Annotated in this window: 16 protein-coding genes and 1 riboswitch; all 16 genes read left to right on the top strand. The window is 48.4% G+C overall.

Going from position 1 to position 17083, the window contains the following annotated elements; genetic code table 11:
• Positions 1-73 precede the first annotated feature (73 nt).
• The 16 genes from PPM_RS25590 (at position 74) to PPM_RS25515 (ending at position 17054) form a co-directional block, all read left to right on the top strand.
• Complete coding sequence (locus PPM_RS25590; RefSeq protein WP_025675736.1) at positions 74-691, top strand: xanthine phosphoribosyltransferase; 618 nt, start codon at positions 74-76, stop codon at positions 689-691.
• Positions 685-1992 (top strand): nucleobase:cation symporter-2 family protein, encoded by a 1308-nt coding sequence (locus PPM_RS25585; RefSeq protein ID WP_013373750.1) that lies wholly within the window; start codon positions 685-687, stop codon positions 1990-1992. Before PPM_RS25590 ends, PPM_RS25585 begins: the two co-directional genes overlap by 7 nt.
• Positions 1993-2597: 605 nt before the next feature.
• Positions 2598-2802: riboswitch (cobalamin riboswitch) on the top strand.
• Positions 2803-3020: 218 nt separating this feature from the next.
• Entirely contained in the window at positions 3021-4604 is a 1584-nt protein-coding gene (locus tag PPM_RS25580) for an ABC transporter substrate-binding protein (protein ID WP_013373747.1), read from the top strand.
• 15 nt (positions 4605-4619) lie between these two features.
• Entirely contained in the window at positions 4620-5549 is a 930-nt protein-coding gene (gene nikB, locus PPM_RS25575) for a nickel ABC transporter permease (protein ID WP_013373746.1), read from the top strand.
• Between the two features lie 14 nt (positions 5550-5563).
• Positions 5564-6379, top strand: a complete 816-nt coding sequence (gene nikC / locus PPM_RS25570; RefSeq protein ID WP_013373745.1) for a nickel transporter permease — start codon at positions 5564-5566, stop codon at positions 6377-6379.
• Positions 6379-7284, top strand: coding sequence for an ATP-binding cassette domain-containing protein (locus tag PPM_RS25565; RefSeq protein WP_013373744.1), 906 nt, complete (start codon positions 6379-6381; stop codon positions 7282-7284). Before nikC (PPM_RS25570) ends, PPM_RS25565 begins: the two co-directional genes overlap by 1 nt.
• A complete protein-coding gene (locus PPM_RS25560) occupies positions 7281-8060 on the top strand; it encodes an ABC transporter ATP-binding protein (RefSeq protein ID WP_013373743.1) in 780 nt (259 codons plus the stop codon). The genes PPM_RS25565 and PPM_RS25560 overlap by 4 nt, the downstream gene beginning before the upstream one ends.
• 142 nt (positions 8061-8202) lie before the next feature.
• Positions 8203-9840 (top strand): nickel ABC transporter substrate-binding protein, encoded by a 1638-nt coding sequence (nikA, locus tag PPM_RS25555; protein WP_016324897.1) that lies wholly within the window; start codon positions 8203-8205, stop codon positions 9838-9840.
• 34 nt (positions 9841-9874) lie between these two features.
• A complete protein-coding gene (nikB, locus tag PPM_RS25550) occupies positions 9875-10819 on the top strand; it encodes a nickel ABC transporter permease subunit NikB (protein ID WP_013373739.1) in 945 nt (314 codons plus the stop codon).
• Positions 10819-11649: a nickel ABC transporter permease subunit NikC gene (nikC, locus tag PPM_RS25545; RefSeq protein ID WP_013373738.1), complete on the top strand. Its 831-nt coding sequence runs from the start codon at positions 10819-10821 to the stop codon at positions 11647-11649. Before nikB (PPM_RS25550) ends, nikC (PPM_RS25545) begins: the two co-directional genes overlap by 1 nt.
• A 19-nt stretch (positions 11650-11668) precedes the next feature.
• The gene (nikD, locus tag PPM_RS25540) at positions 11669-12490 is read left to right on the top strand and encodes a nickel import ATP-binding protein NikD (RefSeq protein WP_013373737.1); all 822 of its coding nucleotides are present in this window, start codon (positions 11669-11671) and stop codon (positions 12488-12490) included.
• 41 nt (positions 12491-12531) lie between these two features.
• On the top strand, positions 12532-13341 hold the full coding sequence (gene nikE / locus PPM_RS25535; RefSeq protein WP_013373736.1) for a nickel import ATP-binding protein NikE: 810 nt from the start codon (positions 12532-12534) through the stop codon (positions 13339-13341).
• Positions 13342-13481: 140 nt separating this feature from the next.
• Complete coding sequence (locus PPM_RS25530; RefSeq protein WP_013373735.1) at positions 13482-14291, top strand: transporter substrate-binding domain-containing protein; 810 nt, start codon at positions 13482-13484, stop codon at positions 14289-14291.
• A 30-nt stretch (positions 14292-14321) separates the two neighbouring features.
• On the top strand, positions 14322-15038 hold the full coding sequence (locus PPM_RS25525) for an amino acid ABC transporter permease (protein ID WP_013373734.1): 717 nt from the start codon (positions 14322-14324) through the stop codon (positions 15036-15038).
• A 4-nt stretch (positions 15039-15042) separates the two neighbouring features.
• Positions 15043-15810, top strand: a complete 768-nt coding sequence (locus PPM_RS25520; RefSeq protein ID WP_013373733.1) for an amino acid ABC transporter ATP-binding protein — start codon at positions 15043-15045, stop codon at positions 15808-15810.
• Between the two features lie 230 nt (positions 15811-16040).
• Complete coding sequence (locus PPM_RS25515) at positions 16041-17054, top strand: asparaginase (RefSeq protein ID WP_013373732.1); 1014 nt, start codon at positions 16041-16043, stop codon at positions 17052-17054.
• Positions 17055-17083 lie beyond the last annotated feature (29 nt).

Raw genomic sequence — 17083 nt, 5'->3', positions numbered from 1 at the left:
CAAGGGAGCTTGTCCTTTTTTGGTTTTAGCAGGTTTTATTCTATTTAAAGTACAGAGGAGCGATATTCGCATAATGAAAGCTTTGGAAGAACGTATTCGTCAAGAGGGACAGATTTTATCCGATACGGTGTTAAAGGTAGATTCATTTTTGAATCATCAGGTGGATACAGCACTAGCATTGGAGATTGGCAAGGAGTTCGCACGCCTGTTCGGCAATGCTCCGATTACCAAGGTACTTACCATTGAAGCTAGTGGTATTCAATTTGCGATGGCTACTGCTATTGCCTTGGGGGTACCGTTCATTTATGCGAAGAAGAAGAAGGCGATCACGCTGAATGAACAGGTATACTTCGCAGAGGTTCATTCATTCACTCGGCAGGAAACCTATCAGGTGAGCATTTCCCAAAAATATCTCGATGCTAGCGACCATGTACTGATCGTGGATGATTTCTTGGCTACTGGTGCAGCTTTGGTCGGACTTACGGATATTGTGAAGGAAGCAGGAGCGGAACTGGCCGGAGTCGGCTGTGTAATTGAAAAGAGCTTTCAGGAAGGCCGCGGGTTGTTGGAGCAAAGGGGCATTGCCGTACGTTCTCTTGCGCGTATCGCTTCCATGGCACCGGGCGAAGTCCATTTTATAGAGGAAGCTGGCATGGTGATTCCTCCCGTTAAGGAGAATGTGGGATGTTAAGTAAACAAAAATTATTTGCGCTGGGCTTCCAGCATGTCATGGCGATGTACGCCGGAGCCATTGCTGTTCCTCTGATTGTAGGGGGAGCACTTCACCTGACGCCAGCCCAGATGGCCTATCTAGTGGCTGCTGATTTATTCACTTGCGGGATTGCTACATTATTACAGATTATGGGCACACGCTTTTTTGGAAGTAGATTGCCTGTCATTTTGGGCTGTACGTTTACGGCAGTAGGACCCATTATCGCAATTGCTTCGACCTCAAATCTGGCGACAGCGTACGGTGCCATCATTTTGTCCGGTATATTTGTGGTGCTTGCGGCACCGCTATATGGCAAACTGTTACGCTTTTTCCCAACAGTGGTTACCGGCTCGGTCGTTACGATTATCGGTCTATCCCTTATTCCGGTGGCGATGAACAATGTAGCGGGTGGTCAGGGCAGCGCGGATTTTGGACAGCCGCGTAATTTGCTGCTGGCACTGGTTACACTACTGGTTATTCTGCTTGTCAATCGAGTAGCTAAGGGCTTTTTACGCTCGATTTCCGTACTTATTGGTCTGTTCGCAGGTACTGTAGTCGCCTATGTGATGGGAATGGTGCACTTTGCTCCCGTAGCGGATGCTTCATGGGTGAGTATTGCGCAGCCGTTTTATTTTGGTAAGCCAGAATTCAGCATTATGGCGGTATGCACGATGATTATCGTCAATATTGTCAGCATGGTCGAGTCTACGGGGGTTTATCTGGCAGTAGGTAAAGCGATTGATCAGAAGGTGGAACAAAAGCAAATCGTCAATGGACTTCGTTCGGAGGGGCTTGCGATTATGCTGGGCGGTATTTTTAATGCGTTCCCTTACACGGCCTTCTCGCAAAATGTGGGTCTGATCTCGCTAACTCGCGTCAAATCGCGTAACGTTATTTTTGCTGCGGGCGGCATCATGGTCGTTCTCGGTTTGCTGCCTAAGCTGGCTGCCTTGACGACAGTGATTCCTAACGCTGTGCTGGGCGGGGCAATGATCGTCATGTTTGGCTCGGTTGCTGCATCAGGTATGTCTATTTTGTCAGAAGTAGATCTGCGGAAGGAAAGCAATCTGCTGATCGCAGCATGCAGTATTGCTGTAGGCCTAGGCTCAGCTGTTCTGCCGCAAATGTTTGACCAACTGCCTAGCTTTGCCAAAATGCTGCTGCAAAATGGTATTGTATCGGGCTCGATTACGGCAATTGTCTTGAACATCGTTTTGGCAAGAAAACAGGGTGAATCGGTCAAAGGCGTAAATGTCTCGGAGGTTCCACAGAAGGTTTGATGAATAGGAAATAGATAAAAACAGCCGGAAAGAGGACGTAGCCTCTTTTCCGGCTGTTTGGCATGGGGTTACCCAGAGCGGATTATAGTGGTGGATGTTTTCGGACCATGGCGCAGCTTCCCGAAAGGGGGTGAAGCCGATGGTCACACTTGTGTCGTGCTACGATGTGTTGCGTTGGATGGTTACGTTACTAAGCCTGGTGTTTAGTATTCGTAAACTTTATCGCTGGCTGCGTCGGAAATTTCGGAACAAGCGAAAACCCACCGCTTGATTAGGTTAGGCGCCTAACGGTGGGTTTAGCTAAGCATTTAGCGCGCCGTGGTGATCCACAGCCTTTCAAATCCTAGGAGTCTTTGCCGTTGGCGCGGCGAAGGCTCTTTTTAGTATACGGATACGGTGGATATCTCTATACCTAATTTTAGCACGTGAATTGCGTGCATGCAATGAATAGTCACAGCCTTGATTCTCATCGTATCATTCAAATTTAAAATATTACGCTGCATTTGTTGACAAGCCAGTAGCAACAAAATAAGATAATCCTAATTCGTAATAAAAAGGAATAAAGGAAGAAAACAGGTGTGAGCCGGACAACTCTATATACGAGGTTTTGTTGAGACGATGTAGATAGTTGTTGAGCGTGTTCACTTAAAAGGGAAGTTCGGTAGATTCCGACACGGACCCGCCACTGTAAACAGGCATCAGCAGGGTACTGCTGGAGCTTTCAGAATAGCCACTGGAACTGTGAGGAACCGGGAAGGCCTGAAAGATAAGCCTGGAGTCAGGAGACCTGCCTGTTTTGACATCACTGTCAGACCCACGGGATGCTGGGGAGGTGGTTAGGCGTGCTGCATACGGAATGTCTGAAACCGATCTGATCCCTTCTATGTTTTTGGAGTTGGCTTTGAGGTGAGTTTTGACATTTTATAATGAAAGCATTTCTGACTGCTGGTCAAGTGGTTGGGAATGCTTTTTTCGCGTTTTGCGTTAGGTTTATACGATATTTTACAAGATAGAGGAGGACATGTGGGATGATAGGCAATCGTAATAGGCGTTCATGGTTCATATGTACAGGATTGCTGCTGCTGATGGCAGTTATGGCTCTTTCGGGATGCGGCACAGCCACGAAGACGGAGGATAGCTCAGGCAAGGGTGAGAATACGCCTGCACAACAGACTCCAGCAGGTAAAAAGCTGGTGATGGCGTATACGTGGAAACCGTCAGGCGTCGATCCGCATGGAGACAATAGCTGGGATGTGATGCGTTCCGGTGCCGGTGAGACACTCATTCGTTTGAATGAAAAGTTGGAGCCTGTGGCTTGGCTAGCCAAGGAATGGAAGCACGACAGTCCTAACGTGTGGACGTTCAGCTTGCAGGATAAGGTCACTTTTCATGATGGAAAGAGTATGGATGCAGTAAGCGTAAAAGCATCTTTGCTGCGCTCTATCGAGAAAAGTCACCTGGCGAAGGATTTACTGGATGTGAAGTCCATTGATGTAAATGGCCCGCTGACGTTGAAAATTACGACAAACCAACCGAATGCAGCGCTGGCATCCAATCTGGCTGATCCGTCAACAATCGTGCTGGATGTGGAATCCATGAAAGATGAGCAGAGCTACCCTGCAATGACAGGTGCTTTTAAAATCAAAGCCTTTAACAAGGATCAATCCTTGGTCGTAGAGCGTTATGACGGATATTGGGGCGAAAAGGCACGACTGGCTGAAGCAACGATGAAATTCATTACGGACGGTAATTCGCGCCTGATGGCGTTGCAATCCGGTGAGGTAGATGTAGCGACGGATATTCCGGTAGATAACGCAGGGGTATTAAAAAAGAACGACAAGCTACAAGTGCTGTCGGCTCCGTCCTTGCGTACCCATATGATTGTGTACAACATGGAATCGCCTGTGTTCAAGGATGCGACCAACCGTAAGGTGGTGGACAGTCTGATTCCGCGCGCATCCATTGTGAGCGCCGTCATGAGGGGCTTCGGTACGGAGGCAAGCAGCCCGTTTCCGAGTATCCTTCCCTTCGGTAAGATTGAGCGCAAAGCATTGAACGGAACGGCAGAGCAGTTGTTGACGAAGGATGGCTGGCAAAAGGATGCCCAAGGCACATGGTCCAAGCAGGGCAAGCCATTCGAGGTTACGCTGCTGACCTTCCCTCAGCGTCCGGAGCTATCCGTCATGGCTGAGGTTATTCAGAGCCAGTTGCTGAATGAGGGAATCCAGGTCAAAATTCGCAAGGTGGAAAATATCGACGAGGCGTTGACCAAAAACGATTGGGATTTTGCTATGTACAGCATGCTCACGGCCCATACAGGGGAACCGCAGTATTTTATGGACATGTTCTACTCCTCTACAAGTGAAGCTAATGTAAGCCGTTATGCTTCCAAACCGCTGGAGGATATTCTTAACAGCCTGAAGTTGGCAAAGGATACCGCACAGCGTAATGCGGTAACACTGCAAGCGCTGGATATCATCAATACAGACTTGCCGCAGTCGTTCATTGTACACCCTGACAATGTGTTTGGCGTGAAAAAAGGGGTAGAGGGCTTTACGCCGCATCCGATCGAGTATTACTACATTACAGCGCAATCTGATATTGCGGAATAACGAGCTACGTATCCTATGATTCGTTTTATACTGGAACGTGTGGCGCAGCTGCCCATCATTGTATTCGTTGTATCCACGCTGACTTTTGTACTGATGAGGCTGGCCCCTGGTGACCCTGCCCTCATTTTGCTCACCGCGCATAATGTTCCTGCTTCTGGGGAGGCGCTGACCGCGCTGCGAAACGAACTGGGCTTGAATGAGCCGCTTCATATTCAATATATGAACTGGCTGCGGGATGTGTTCACGGGACATTGGGGAACCTCATATGTGTCCAAGGAGTCGGTGCTAAACGAACTGTGGAGCAGACTACCCGCTACGGTGGAGCTAGCTTTGGCGGGCTTTGCCGTCATGACGGTGCTTACGCTTGGGATGGGCCTGGCTGCCTCGCTAAAAGTCAGCGGTCCACTAGATCGTCTGGGCAGGCTGTTCGCTTTGCTAGGATCGTCGATCCCTTCTTTTTGGCTTGGTTTTCTGCTAATCTATCTATTTTCCGTTCGCTTGGGCTGGCTCCCATCCATGGGAAGGGAGGACTGGACACATTTAGTACTCCCAGCGCTGACGCTTGGTGCAGGATTGGGAACGGTGCAAGCTCGTGTATTGCGCGCTCAAATGCTGGAGCTGAGTGACCGCAATTTTGTGAAGGCAGCGAGGGCTCGCGGTTTTTCCCGTATGCATATTCTCTTTTTTGAGCTATTTAAACATGCCGTTCTGCCAATGGTTACGCTGTTAGGTACGAATCTATCATTTATGCTGGCAGGTAACGTCATCGTAGAGACCATTTTTTCATGGCCAGGGTTGGGCAAGTATTTTATAGATGCAATTACGCAGCGGGATTACCCGGTGATTCAGGGATATGTTATGTTTGCTGCATTTTTAATTGTAGGTGTTCAGTGTTTGGTGGATGTGGTCCAGACGGTGATAGATCCAAGGCTGCGTTTGCGTTAAGGGGGAAGCTGAAAATGAAAAAGATACGGCTTTCCTTTAGAGGAAGCTTGCTGACAGGGGGCGCACTGTTTGGCCTGATCGTGCTGCTCGGATTGCTGGCTCCATGGGCCGCCCCTCATGATCCTCTGCATGTGGATCTTCTGAACCGTTTGGCACCACCCAGTCGGAAATATCCTTTTGGTACGGATCATCTGGGTCGGGATGTGCTGTCACGGCTCATTTACGGGATTCGGACGAGTGTGCTAATCGCTTGTGCGATTACGGTAGCTACGCTGTGTATCAGTCTGCCCACAGGCTTGCTCATTGGTTATGTGCGAGGGCGCGTGGATCAGTTGATTATGCGGGGAATCGACGGCGTACTGGCTTTTCCTGATATTATTTTAACGGTAGCGATTGTGGGTATTTTGGGGCCGGGTTTCGTCAACATGACTCTAGCGATTATTGCGGTACGGTGGGCGGGCTATGTCCGCTATATCCGTAGTTTGGTTCAAAAAGCTTGCCAGGAGGACTATGTACGGTATGCCCGTTTGTTCGGTAATTCACACGTGCGCATACTAAGGCGTTATGTATTGCCACAAGTATGGCCGCAATTGTTGGTTTATACGGTATGGGATATCGGACGCGTGGTGTTAATGATCGCTGGGCTCTCCTTTCTTGGACTGGGTGTACAGCCGCCCAAGCCAGAGTGGGGTGTGATGCTGCATGATGCAACCTCGTATTTTCAGGTGGCTCCGCATGTTATGATCTTCCCGGGTTTGGCGATTATGCTATTTGTGCTTGCCTGCCAGCTTCTGGGTGATCATTTTTCGGAAAAGGAGGCGGCAAAATAGTGGGGGAGCGACCAGTCACGGGGCGAAAGGACACGATAGAGCAAGCATACATGCAAAAACCGTTGTTACACGTGGAACATTTGGAGATTTGCCGTACAGGTGTAAGAGCCAGCGGAAGCGAAAGCAAACCGCTATTACGGGATGTGAACTTTTCCGTCTACCCAGGGGAAATTGTAGCCTTGACTGGGCCAAGTGGATGCGGCAAAAGCCTGACCGCACACGCAATCGCGGGTATGCTGGACCCAGGTGTTGGTGTTACGCAAGGGTGCATCTACTATAACGGGGAAGACATTATCCCGTTCCATGAACAGCGCTGGCAAAGACTGCGCCGTGGGGAAATTGCCCTGCTCATTCAGCAATCGCTGAGCGGGCTGAATCCGATCCGTACCGTCCGTGCCCAGCTGACGGATACGCTTAGACTGAACGGGGGGCGCCTGATGCGCGCCCAGAAGGAGCTGGGGCAAGCTGATGCTGCCCCGTCCCACACTGCATCGCAGCCCCAGGGTGTGCTGTCACGGATGCGGCTGATGCTAAATCGTGTCACAGAGCTGGCTGGAGGCCGTACTATTCCAGGGCAGGAATCCTATTTGTGTTCTCTGCTCCGCAAGGTCGGTTTTGCCGATCCTGAGCATATTCTGTCATCATATCCTTTTGAACTAAGCGGAGGTATGTGCCAAAGGGTACTGCTGGCTGCAATGTTAAGCTCTGGTCCGCGCCTCTTTATTGCCGACGAGCCTACTACAGCGCTGGATGTTATTAACCGCGACAAGGTTCTGGCCTTGCTTCTACAGTTGAGGGAAGATTTCGATCTCACGATTTTGTTAATTTCACATGATCGTCAGGGGATAAGCCGCATAGCAGATCGGGTGCTGGAGATGACCCCGGAAGGAAGGATGCAACCGTGATACTGGAATTGAAGAACGTCACCAAAGCTTACCCTGTCCGCAGACGGAGAAAAGGCTGGTTCAACACGAGACAGAGTGAGCAGCAGGCTATACAGAAAGTGAGTCTGGAATTACGACAGGGAGAATGCCTTGGATTGGTTGGAGAAAGCGGAAGTGGCAAAAGTACGCTGGCACAGTGTATTCTGGGGCTGGAGTCGTTGACCTCGGGGGAAATCTGGCTGGATCACCGGCCCATACATACTAGAAGGATGAAGGATATTCATCTGTACAAACGAATCCAGTTGGTTGCGCAGGACTCGGCCTCTTCACTGCATCCCCGTATGACCATTCAAGATATTTTGATGGAGCCGATCCGTAACTATTTTCCTAAGCGAAAGGTAAGGGCGCTGGATATCTGCCTTTCCTTACTGGAATCGGTAGGGTTGGAGGCTGACAGTCTGGGAAAATACCCTGCACAGCTAAGCGGTGGACAAAAACAGCGGGTGTGCATTGCTCGGGCGTTGGCGGTTGAACCAGAAATCATCCTGTTCGATGAATCGGTCGCCAATCTGGATACGACAACCCAGTCTTCCGTGCTAGACATGCTCAAAAGAATGCAACTCGAACGCCAGCTGTCCTATCTTTTTATCACTCATGATCTTCAGTCCACCCGTACGTTCTGTGATCGTGTTGCCGTCATGGTTCAGGGAGAGATCGTGGAAATATTTGAGGATTGGGATGAAGAACTATTGAAGCATGAATACACGCGTGCCCTATTTCAAACATTGGCGGATTAATCCATAAATTCAATATTATAAAAATTCAAAATAAATAATAGCTCTGCTTGCCGAATATTGTTGACAAAATATAATGTGGTACCTATTCTAAATATGATTATGATAATCATTATCACATATATAGAAAAGGGGAAATACATTGATGTCCGTTCGACACCGCAAGACTGCCACCCTTATGTTGGTGACACTCCTCTTATTATCCGTTATTCTGGGCTGCGCGAAGCAGGAGAACACACCTGCATCCACCTCTACTAACGGAGCTGCCAATGAAAAGTCGATCACGCTATCGTGGCCACGGGACATTGGTACAATGAATCCTCACGTATACAACCCTTCCCAACTTTTTGCACAATCCATGATTTATGAGCCGTTAGTCAGCTACAAGCAAGGAGGCAAGCTGGAGCCTGCTTTGGCTGAATCTTGGACCATATCCAAGGACGGCAAGACATATACGTTTAAGCTGCGTAAAGGTGTGAAATTTTCCGATGGAACGCTATTTAATGCAGCGATTGTCAAAAAGAACTTTGACGCTATTATGAAAAATGAGAAAACGCATAGCTGGCTTGGTATAGTAGGCGTTCTCGACAAAACTGAAGCTGTAGATGACAGTACATTCCGAATGACGCTCAAAGAGCCATACTACCCGGTTCTTCAAGATCTGTCTGTCGTTCGCCCGTTCCGTTTTTTGGGTGAAGCCGGGTTCCCGGATGATGGTGATACGTCCAAAGGAATTAAGAAACCTGTAGGTACAGGACCTTGGATGCTGGATGAATACAAGCAGGATGAGTATGCAACCTTTAAGCGTAATCCGAATTATTGGGGTACTGCACCGAAGGTGGACAAAATTACGGTCAAAATTATTCCCGATGGTGAAACACGTGTAATGGCCTTTGAAAAAGGCGACCTGGATCTGATTTATGGAGAGGGTGTTATTAGCCTGGATGCTTTCAAACAGCTTCGCGACACGAATCAGTATGTTACTACGCTGTCCGAGCCTGTTGGCACAAGAAGCCTGTTGCTCAACTCGTCCAATCCCAAGCTGGCAGACCTTCGGGTACGTCTGGCACTCCAGCATGGATTTAACAAGCAGGCGATGGTGGAAGGCGTAACCTCAGGGCTGGAGGAAACAGCGGATACGGTTTTATCCAAAAACTACCCATATACAAATGTGGACTTACAGCCAATAGGCTATGATGTGGAAAAATCCAAAGCATTGTTGGATGAGGCTGGCTGGAAGCTGCCCGCAGGCGGCACAGTACGGGAGAAAGACGGACAACAGATGGATTTTGAGCTGATTTTCGACAAGACCGATCCGATCCAAAAGGCGATGGCTGAAACCATTCAGGCCGAATGGGGAGAGCTGGGTGTCAAAGTGAATCTGACCGGACTGGAGCTGACGGTTCAAATCAAGCGGCTTAGATCCAACCAGTTTGATCTGTATTTCTGGTACAACTATGGTGCGCCTTATGATCCGCATTCCTTTATTAATGTTATTGCCAAGAAGAGCTTCGGAATTTCTGAGGTGCTGAGCGCCCTTCCCATGAAGAAGGATCTGGATCAGCAAGTACACGAAGCGCTCTCATCGACAGATGAAACCAAGCGTCAAGAACTGTATGCTTCGATTTTGAAGACGCTCCAAGAGCAATCTGCCATTGTGCCTATTTCGTATATTAAGAAAACGGCAGTGTATCAGAAAAAAATTACTAACTTTGTTTTCCCAGCTAATCGGGATGAGAATCCATTTGAGGGAATTGAAATTGGAAAGCAACTGAAACGGTGAGGTAACGTTAATTTATAGGATAGGAGGACAACTTATGATTAGCTATATCGGGAAGCGAATGGTAGCGGTCATTCCTATTGTTCTCTTTGCCACCCTCGTTACCTTTGCACTCATTCACATTTCACCGGTTGATCCGGCTGAAGCTTATTTGACGGCTGCTCATATTTATCCTACCCCGGAAGTTCTGGAGCAGAAAAGACATGAGTTCGGACTGGATCAGCCATTGCTGACACAGTATATGCATACAATTCAAAGAATCAGTCGGTTGGATTTTGGTACTTCGTATCTGACCAACAAGCCAGTGTGGGATGAGGTGAAGGCTCGATTGCCTGCCACTGTTGAGCTGGCATTAAGCAGCATGGCACTATCCATCGTTGTGAGCATCCCGTTAGGTGTATTGGCGGCGATGCGTAAAAATGGCTGGATCGACATACTGAGTCGGGGGATTTCGTATTTCGGGGCGTCAATTCCCCAGTTCTGGCTGGGATATTTGTTAATCTTCTTTTTCTCTGTCCGATTGGACTGGCTACCTGTAGAGGGTCGGGGAACGTGGCAGCATCTGGTGTTACCGACGTTGACTCTGTCGCTGGTTCTGATTGCTTTATATACGCGTCTGTTGCGATCCAGTGTGCTGGAACAGCTTCAGGAAACGTATGTACTGTATGCCAGAACTAGAGGAATACGCGAGCGGGTGATTATGCTCAAGCACATACTCAAAATGGCTATGACTCCGCTAATAACAAGTATGGGCATGAATATGGGCAAGTTGCTGACTGGAACGATTATTGTGGAGCAGGTGTTTTCATGGCCTGGGTTTGGCCGTTATTTTGTGGAAGCCATTTTTAACCGGGATATTCCCGTCATACAATGCTATGTGTTTCTGGCGGCATGCCTGTTCATCGTATGCAATTTGCTCGTTGATCTGGTGCAGTTGTATATGGACCCCCGAATTTCCTCGAAGGGACGAGCAGAGCAGTGATGATAAGGTTGCGTAAAATGTTCAAGGATCAAAAGGTAATCGTGGTTTGCTCTGTCGTGCTGGCAGCCCTTTTTATCATAATGGCGCTGGCTCCGTGGCTGGCTCCCCATGATCCCGTTAAGGTCAATTTACTGCATAAGCTGGAAGGTCCTTCAAAAGAGTATTGGCTGGGAACGGATCATCTGGGTCGGTGTAATCTATCCCGGCTGCTGTATGGAGCACGAATTTCGCTTGGCTTTGCGACATTAATTTTCCTGTCCTCGCTAAGCATCGGTGTTGTAATCGGATCAATTGCAGGTTATTTGGGCGGTTGGGTCGATAGTGTACTGATGCGGTTTTGCGAAGGCATTATGGCGTTTCCCAACTTGGTGCTTGTGCTCGGCATTGTCGGTATTTTTGGGCCGGGTCTCATGCAGGTGCTGTTTGCCTTGATGCTGGTGCAGTGGGTGTACTATGCCCGAATGTGCCGCAATATGGTTGTCAGTCTGAAAGAGCAGGATTTTATAGCGGCCGCAAGGATTAGCGGCTCCTCCTCAGGGGCCATTATCCGGCGGCACATCATTCCAAATGTGCTGCGGCCGATTGTAATCATTGGTACGCTGGAGATGGGCTGGGCGATTATGGATATCTCCGCGTTGTCATTCCTTGGTCTAGGTATCCAGCCGCCGACTCCTGAATGGGGAGCCATGATTCATGAGGGAACGGGATACATCCGCAGTCATCCGGAATTAATGATTTATCCGGGTATCATGATTCTGGTGGTGGTGATGGCCTTCAATATATTGGGGGAGACGCTGTCCGACCGATACGGGATTGCCAAACGTCAGTAAAACAGGAGTGGGGACAACGATGAATGACACGGCCAAGACGCAGGTGCTGGAGGTCAGCGGCTTGCAGGTAAAGCTCAAAACTGATGCAGGGGCGGTATCTCTACTAGAACCTATCCATTTTGAACTGAAAAAGGGGCAGGTTCTGGGTCTTGTCGGCGAGAGTGGGAGCGGCAAAACAGTAACCTGTAACGCGCTTCTCCAGTTACTGGATCGCCAGACGATGGATGTGGAAGGCAGTGTCCGTCTGAACGGTCGTGAGTTGAACGGAATGGCAACTGAGGAGATGCGCCGCATTCGGGGCAAGGAAATCGCTTTTATTATGCAAAATCCGATGAGAGCTTTTACGCCAGTATATACGATTGGGGATCAGTTTATGGAAACGATCCGCACGCATACCGGATTAACCAAACAGCAGGCTCGCGATCTTGCCATAATGGCTCTGGAAAATATGAATCTGCCTGATCCAGCCAAGCTGATGAAACGTTATTCGTTTCAGTTGAGTGGCGGGATGCTGCAACGGGTCATGATCGCCATTTCCATGTGCCTGCGGCCAGCAGTGGTTATTGCGGATGAACCGACAACGGCACTCGATGTGGTTAATCAGCTACAGGTGCTGAGAGAGTTGGATCGCTTGCGTACGGAATATGACACGTCTATTTTGCTGATCTCGCATGATCTGGGTGTCATCTCCCAAATGGCGGATGAAGTGGCAGTGATGCAGCGGGGACGTATTGTTGAGCAGGCAGAGGTTTTTCAGTTGTTCGACCAGCCACAGCATGAATATACGAAAATGCTGCTGCAGGCCAGACCTAAGTTGTCCCTTCAGGGCATAAATCAGTAGGGCGATTAGTTGTCTGTTGGATACTTTCAAAAGGGGAGCGAATGCGTGTGCTGCAAGTGAAGGAAGTAACTCATAGCTATAGAAAGCGCAAATGGCTGGGCCGCTCCGAATCACGTCTCCCTGTGCTCACTGATGTGTCGCTTACCATAGAGAGCGGATTTTGTCTGGGACTGCTGGGAACCAGCGGAGCGGGGAAGAGCACGCTGGGCAAGGTTATTCTGGGGCTGGAGAAGCCGCAGGAGGGTCAGGTACTGTTTCAGGGTCAGGACATCTATAATGGAAGTCCTCAAGTACGCAGGGGATTGCGACGGGATATGCAGGTTGTATTCCAGGACTGCTATTCTGCTGTAAACCCTCGCATGACCGCCGGACAGATTGTCGGAGAGCCTTTGGATAATTACGAGCGGTTATCAGTGCAGGAACAAAAAAGAACGGTAGAAGGCCTGCTGGAGCGGGTGGGTCTCAAGCCGGAGGATCGGAATAAATATCCGCACCAATTCAGCGGTGGACAATTACAGCGGATTAATATTGCACGGGCGATTGCGCTCAGACCCAAGCTGATCGTGCTGGATGAGTCCGTCAGCAGTCTGGATATGGTTCATCAGATGCGCATTTTATCCCTGTTGGAAGAGCTGAAAACTTCATTTGGATTGTCATATCTGTTTATCACGCATGATATTCGAGCGGCTTACGCCGTCTGTGATGGCATCGCTGTGATGGAACAGGGGAGATTAATCGAGCACTGTGATAAGAAAGATCAGATTTTTGAATCTGCTCACCCGGCTGTGCAACGTTTAATTTCGTCCATTTTGCCGGAGCACCCTGCAGACCGTCTTCCACTTCATGAATAACAACTGACCCGCAAGGGTCTTTTTTTGTGCAATATCTGGTTAGATAATCGAAATGAAATTTGCTAGTTGTATTATTTGAATAACTCGTTATAATATAAAATCATAGTAAATTACTTGGATTTCAAAAGGGGATATCACTTATGAAGAAATCTGCTTTAGTAGCAGCGATTGGCCTATCTCTTGTGTTATTAACGGGTGCTTTGAGTGGATGTTCCTCGAAGGAAGCGGCATCAGGGGATAAGGTACTCTATGTGGGGACACAAAATGACTACCCGCCGTTTGCTTTTACGAATGATAAAAACGAGCTGACCGGATACGATGTGGAAGTAGTCAAGGAGATCGATAAGAAGCTGGACGGCTATAAGATTGAATTTGTACCTTCTGGCTGGGATGCGATATTCCTTGCGCTGGATGCGAATAAAGTTCAGATCATCGCAGATGAAGTTGCCAAAAATCCGGAGCGTGAAAAGAAATATCTGTTCTCGGATGAGTCCTATTTCTCCGCTCAGTCGGTTATTATTGTGAAAAAGGGTAGAACGGATATCCATTCTCTCAAGGATTTGGAAGGCAAGAAGGTAGCCGCCTCGGTAGGGGATTCCTATACGCAGTTGCTAGAGCAGTATAATGCGAAGAACGGGAACAAAATTATTTTAAAATATAACGATACAGGCACTTCGTCCGATAACCTCCAAGACGTGCAAAATGGCCGAGTGGATGCTTATGTGAATGATCCAGTGATGGCCGCAGCAACGATCAAGAAGGAAGGCTTGCAGGTGGAAGCTGTGGGCGAGCCTGTGCAAAGCGATAATATCAATCTGGTGTTCAAAAAGGATAAGCAGGGTGAGGAGCTGAAAGCTAAAATCGACCCGATTATTAAAGAACTTAAAGCGGACGGAACACTGAAAAAATTGTCTGAACAGTGGACAGGCGGAGAATTTATTCCTCAGTAATAACAATGTAAAAAGTAGAGTGGGGTTCCTATGGAAAAGCTGTTTGATTTAGATTATATGCTGAAAAGCCTTCCCCAGATCGTGGAGTATCTCCCTGTTACATTATGGATTGCGTTTGTCTCCATGCTGCTGGGTGCGATCATCGGGTTGGCTACGGCCTTAATCCGGATATACAAGGTGCCTGTCTTGGCGCCCTTGTCTACGTTGTATGTCTCGTACATCCGGGGAACACCGCTCATTGTGCAGCTGTTTCTCGTATATTACGGAATACCCAAGTTTTTGTATTATTTTCAGAACGAATATGGCTTCTTGCAGCAATTCAATGTCTATGTCATTCCGCCCGAGCTGTTTGCGTTGCTCTCATTTTCATTGAACCTTGGAGGATATTTGTCGGAGACATTCCGGGCAGCGATTCATTCAGTCGATCGGGGACAATTTGAGGCTGCCAATTCCATCGGCATGAGCCAAACACAGATTATGCTCAAAATTGTATTGCCGCAGGCGCTAACGGTGGCTTTGCCCAATTTGGGAAACACACTGATCAGTACAGTGAAGGATACATCTTTTATTTTTATGATTGGTGTCGTCGATATGATGGGACAGGCCAAAATTATGGGCGCGCGAGCGTTGGCTTTTTTTGAGGTATATGTTGCGGTGTCTTTGATCTACTGGTTGGTGTGCATCATTATTGAGCGCGGGCTTGTTGTGCTGGAGAAGCGTATCCGAATATACGAAAGAAGTGAATAAGGGCATGATTCAACTTCATCAAATTCATAAGCATTTTGGGCAGCATCATGTGTTAAAGGGCATAGACCTGACGGTGGGCAAGGGAGAAGTCGTGGTCATCCTGGGACCAAGCGGATCGGGGAAATCTACTCTGCTGCGCAGCATTAATTTTTTGGAACAGCCGACCAGCGGTATCATTGAAATAGACGGTCTGAAGGTAGATGCGGCCAAGGCAGGAAAAAAGGATATTCTCGGATTGCGGATGGCAACGGCAATGGTATTTCAGCAATATCAGCTGTTTAAAAATTTGAATGCACTCCACAATGTGATGATTGGTCTGACCAGTGTGAAAAAGATGGATCGCAAGCAGGCAAGGGAGATCAGTGAAGGCATTTTGGAAAAGGTCGGGTTAAAGGATCGTATGACCTATTATCCTGCCCAGCTTTCGGGTGGACAACAGCAGCGTGTTGCGATTGCCCGCGCTTTGGCGCTGAATCCGCAGGTGTTGTTGTTCGATGAGCCAACCTCCTCACTCGATCCTGAGCTGGTGGATGAAGTGCTGTCCGTAATTCAAAAGGTGGCGAGTGAAGGCAATACGATGATTATTGTTACGCATGAGCTTGGTTTTGCGAGGGATGTAGCGGATCGGGTCGTGCTGATGGAGCATGGTGCGATCGTGGAACAGGGGCCGGTGGTACAGTTTTTCAATCATCCGAAGGAAGAACGGACACGACAATTCTTGGGCAAAGCTTTGGGGCAAAGAACGTTACAGGACCAGCCAGCATCGCCATAAAAGTACGTGAATGGGTTAAAGGTATGTGCAGTGCTGTAGATTCATTGCAACTATCGTAAAAAGCACGCTAAACAAGTCGCGGTAGGCAGGAAAGTCGGCGCTTGTTTTGTCGTGCTTTTTTAGCCTTACATTCGAAGTTATTTTCCGTTGCAAAGTAGCTAATCACCCTTATTCATGATAAATTCTAAGAACAATAAAGTGAAGTTGTAATCGGGAAGGAACATTGGCAAATGAAAAAGGTTCTGTTCATTAATACCGGAGGAACAATTTCTTCCTCCTATCAGGAAAACGGCCTGACTCCAACCCAATCGGCTGAAAATATTTTGGCTGAAATTCCGGAGCTTCAGGAAATATGTGAGATTGATGCCTGCAATCTGATGAGCATTGATAGCACCAATACACAACCAGAGGATTGGGCTTCCATCGCTCGGATGGTACATCGTTCGCTCGATCAATACGACGGTATTGTTATTGCCCATGGCACGGATACGATGGCTTACACAGCTTCAGCCCTGAGCTTCATGTTGGGGACTGTGGACAAACCCGTTGTGGTGACAGGTTCGCAGGTATCCATATTGGCCGAGCACAGTGATTCCAAAAAAAATGTAATTGACTCATTCCTGACCGCATGTGGCGAGGTGGCAGGGGTTTTTGTCGTGTTTAATGGCAAAATTATCAACGGTAGTCGCAGCTCGAAAATCAGAACACGCAGCTATAACGCTTTTGAGAGTATTAACTATCCGTACGTAGGTCTCGTGGAGAACGGCAAGGTGGTCTATACGGAGGGTGTATTTGCAAATCGTGATACCGTTCGTCACCCATACAATGACGGGTATGCTGCTGAAGTATTTCTGCTCAGGCTGATTCCAGGTACGAATCCCGCGATTTTCGATGCTATTCAGAGTTTGGGCTATAAAGGTATCGTCATTGAGGGCTTTGGCATGGGGGGCGTGCCTTTTAAAGAAAGAAGCCTCATTAGCAAAATTGAGGAGCTGATGAAGGACGGTATGAGTATTGTCGTCACAACTCAATGTCCTTATGAGGGCGGGGACCTGACGATTTATGAGGTAGGTCAGAAGGTACTGGAGAAGGGTGTTATTCCGGGCTATGACATGACAACGGAAGCGCTGGTGACGAAAATGATGTGGGCGTTGGGACAGACGACAGACCCGGCCGGGGTAGCCAAGATTATGGCAACGAACTACGCGGACGAAGTGTCCTTGCCTGCGGATACAGCTTCCTGATAGGAAGCTGATTTCCGTAGGTGCCAGCT

Origin of the sequence: Paenibacillus polymyxa M1, from assembly GCF_000237325.1 — a bacterium.
Taxonomy (GTDB): Bacteria; Bacillota; Bacilli; order Paenibacillales; family Paenibacillaceae; genus Paenibacillus; species Paenibacillus polymyxa_C.
The sequence above is the reverse complement of the archived record's forward strand: the minus strand, read 5'-3'. Positions and strand labels throughout refer to the sequence as shown.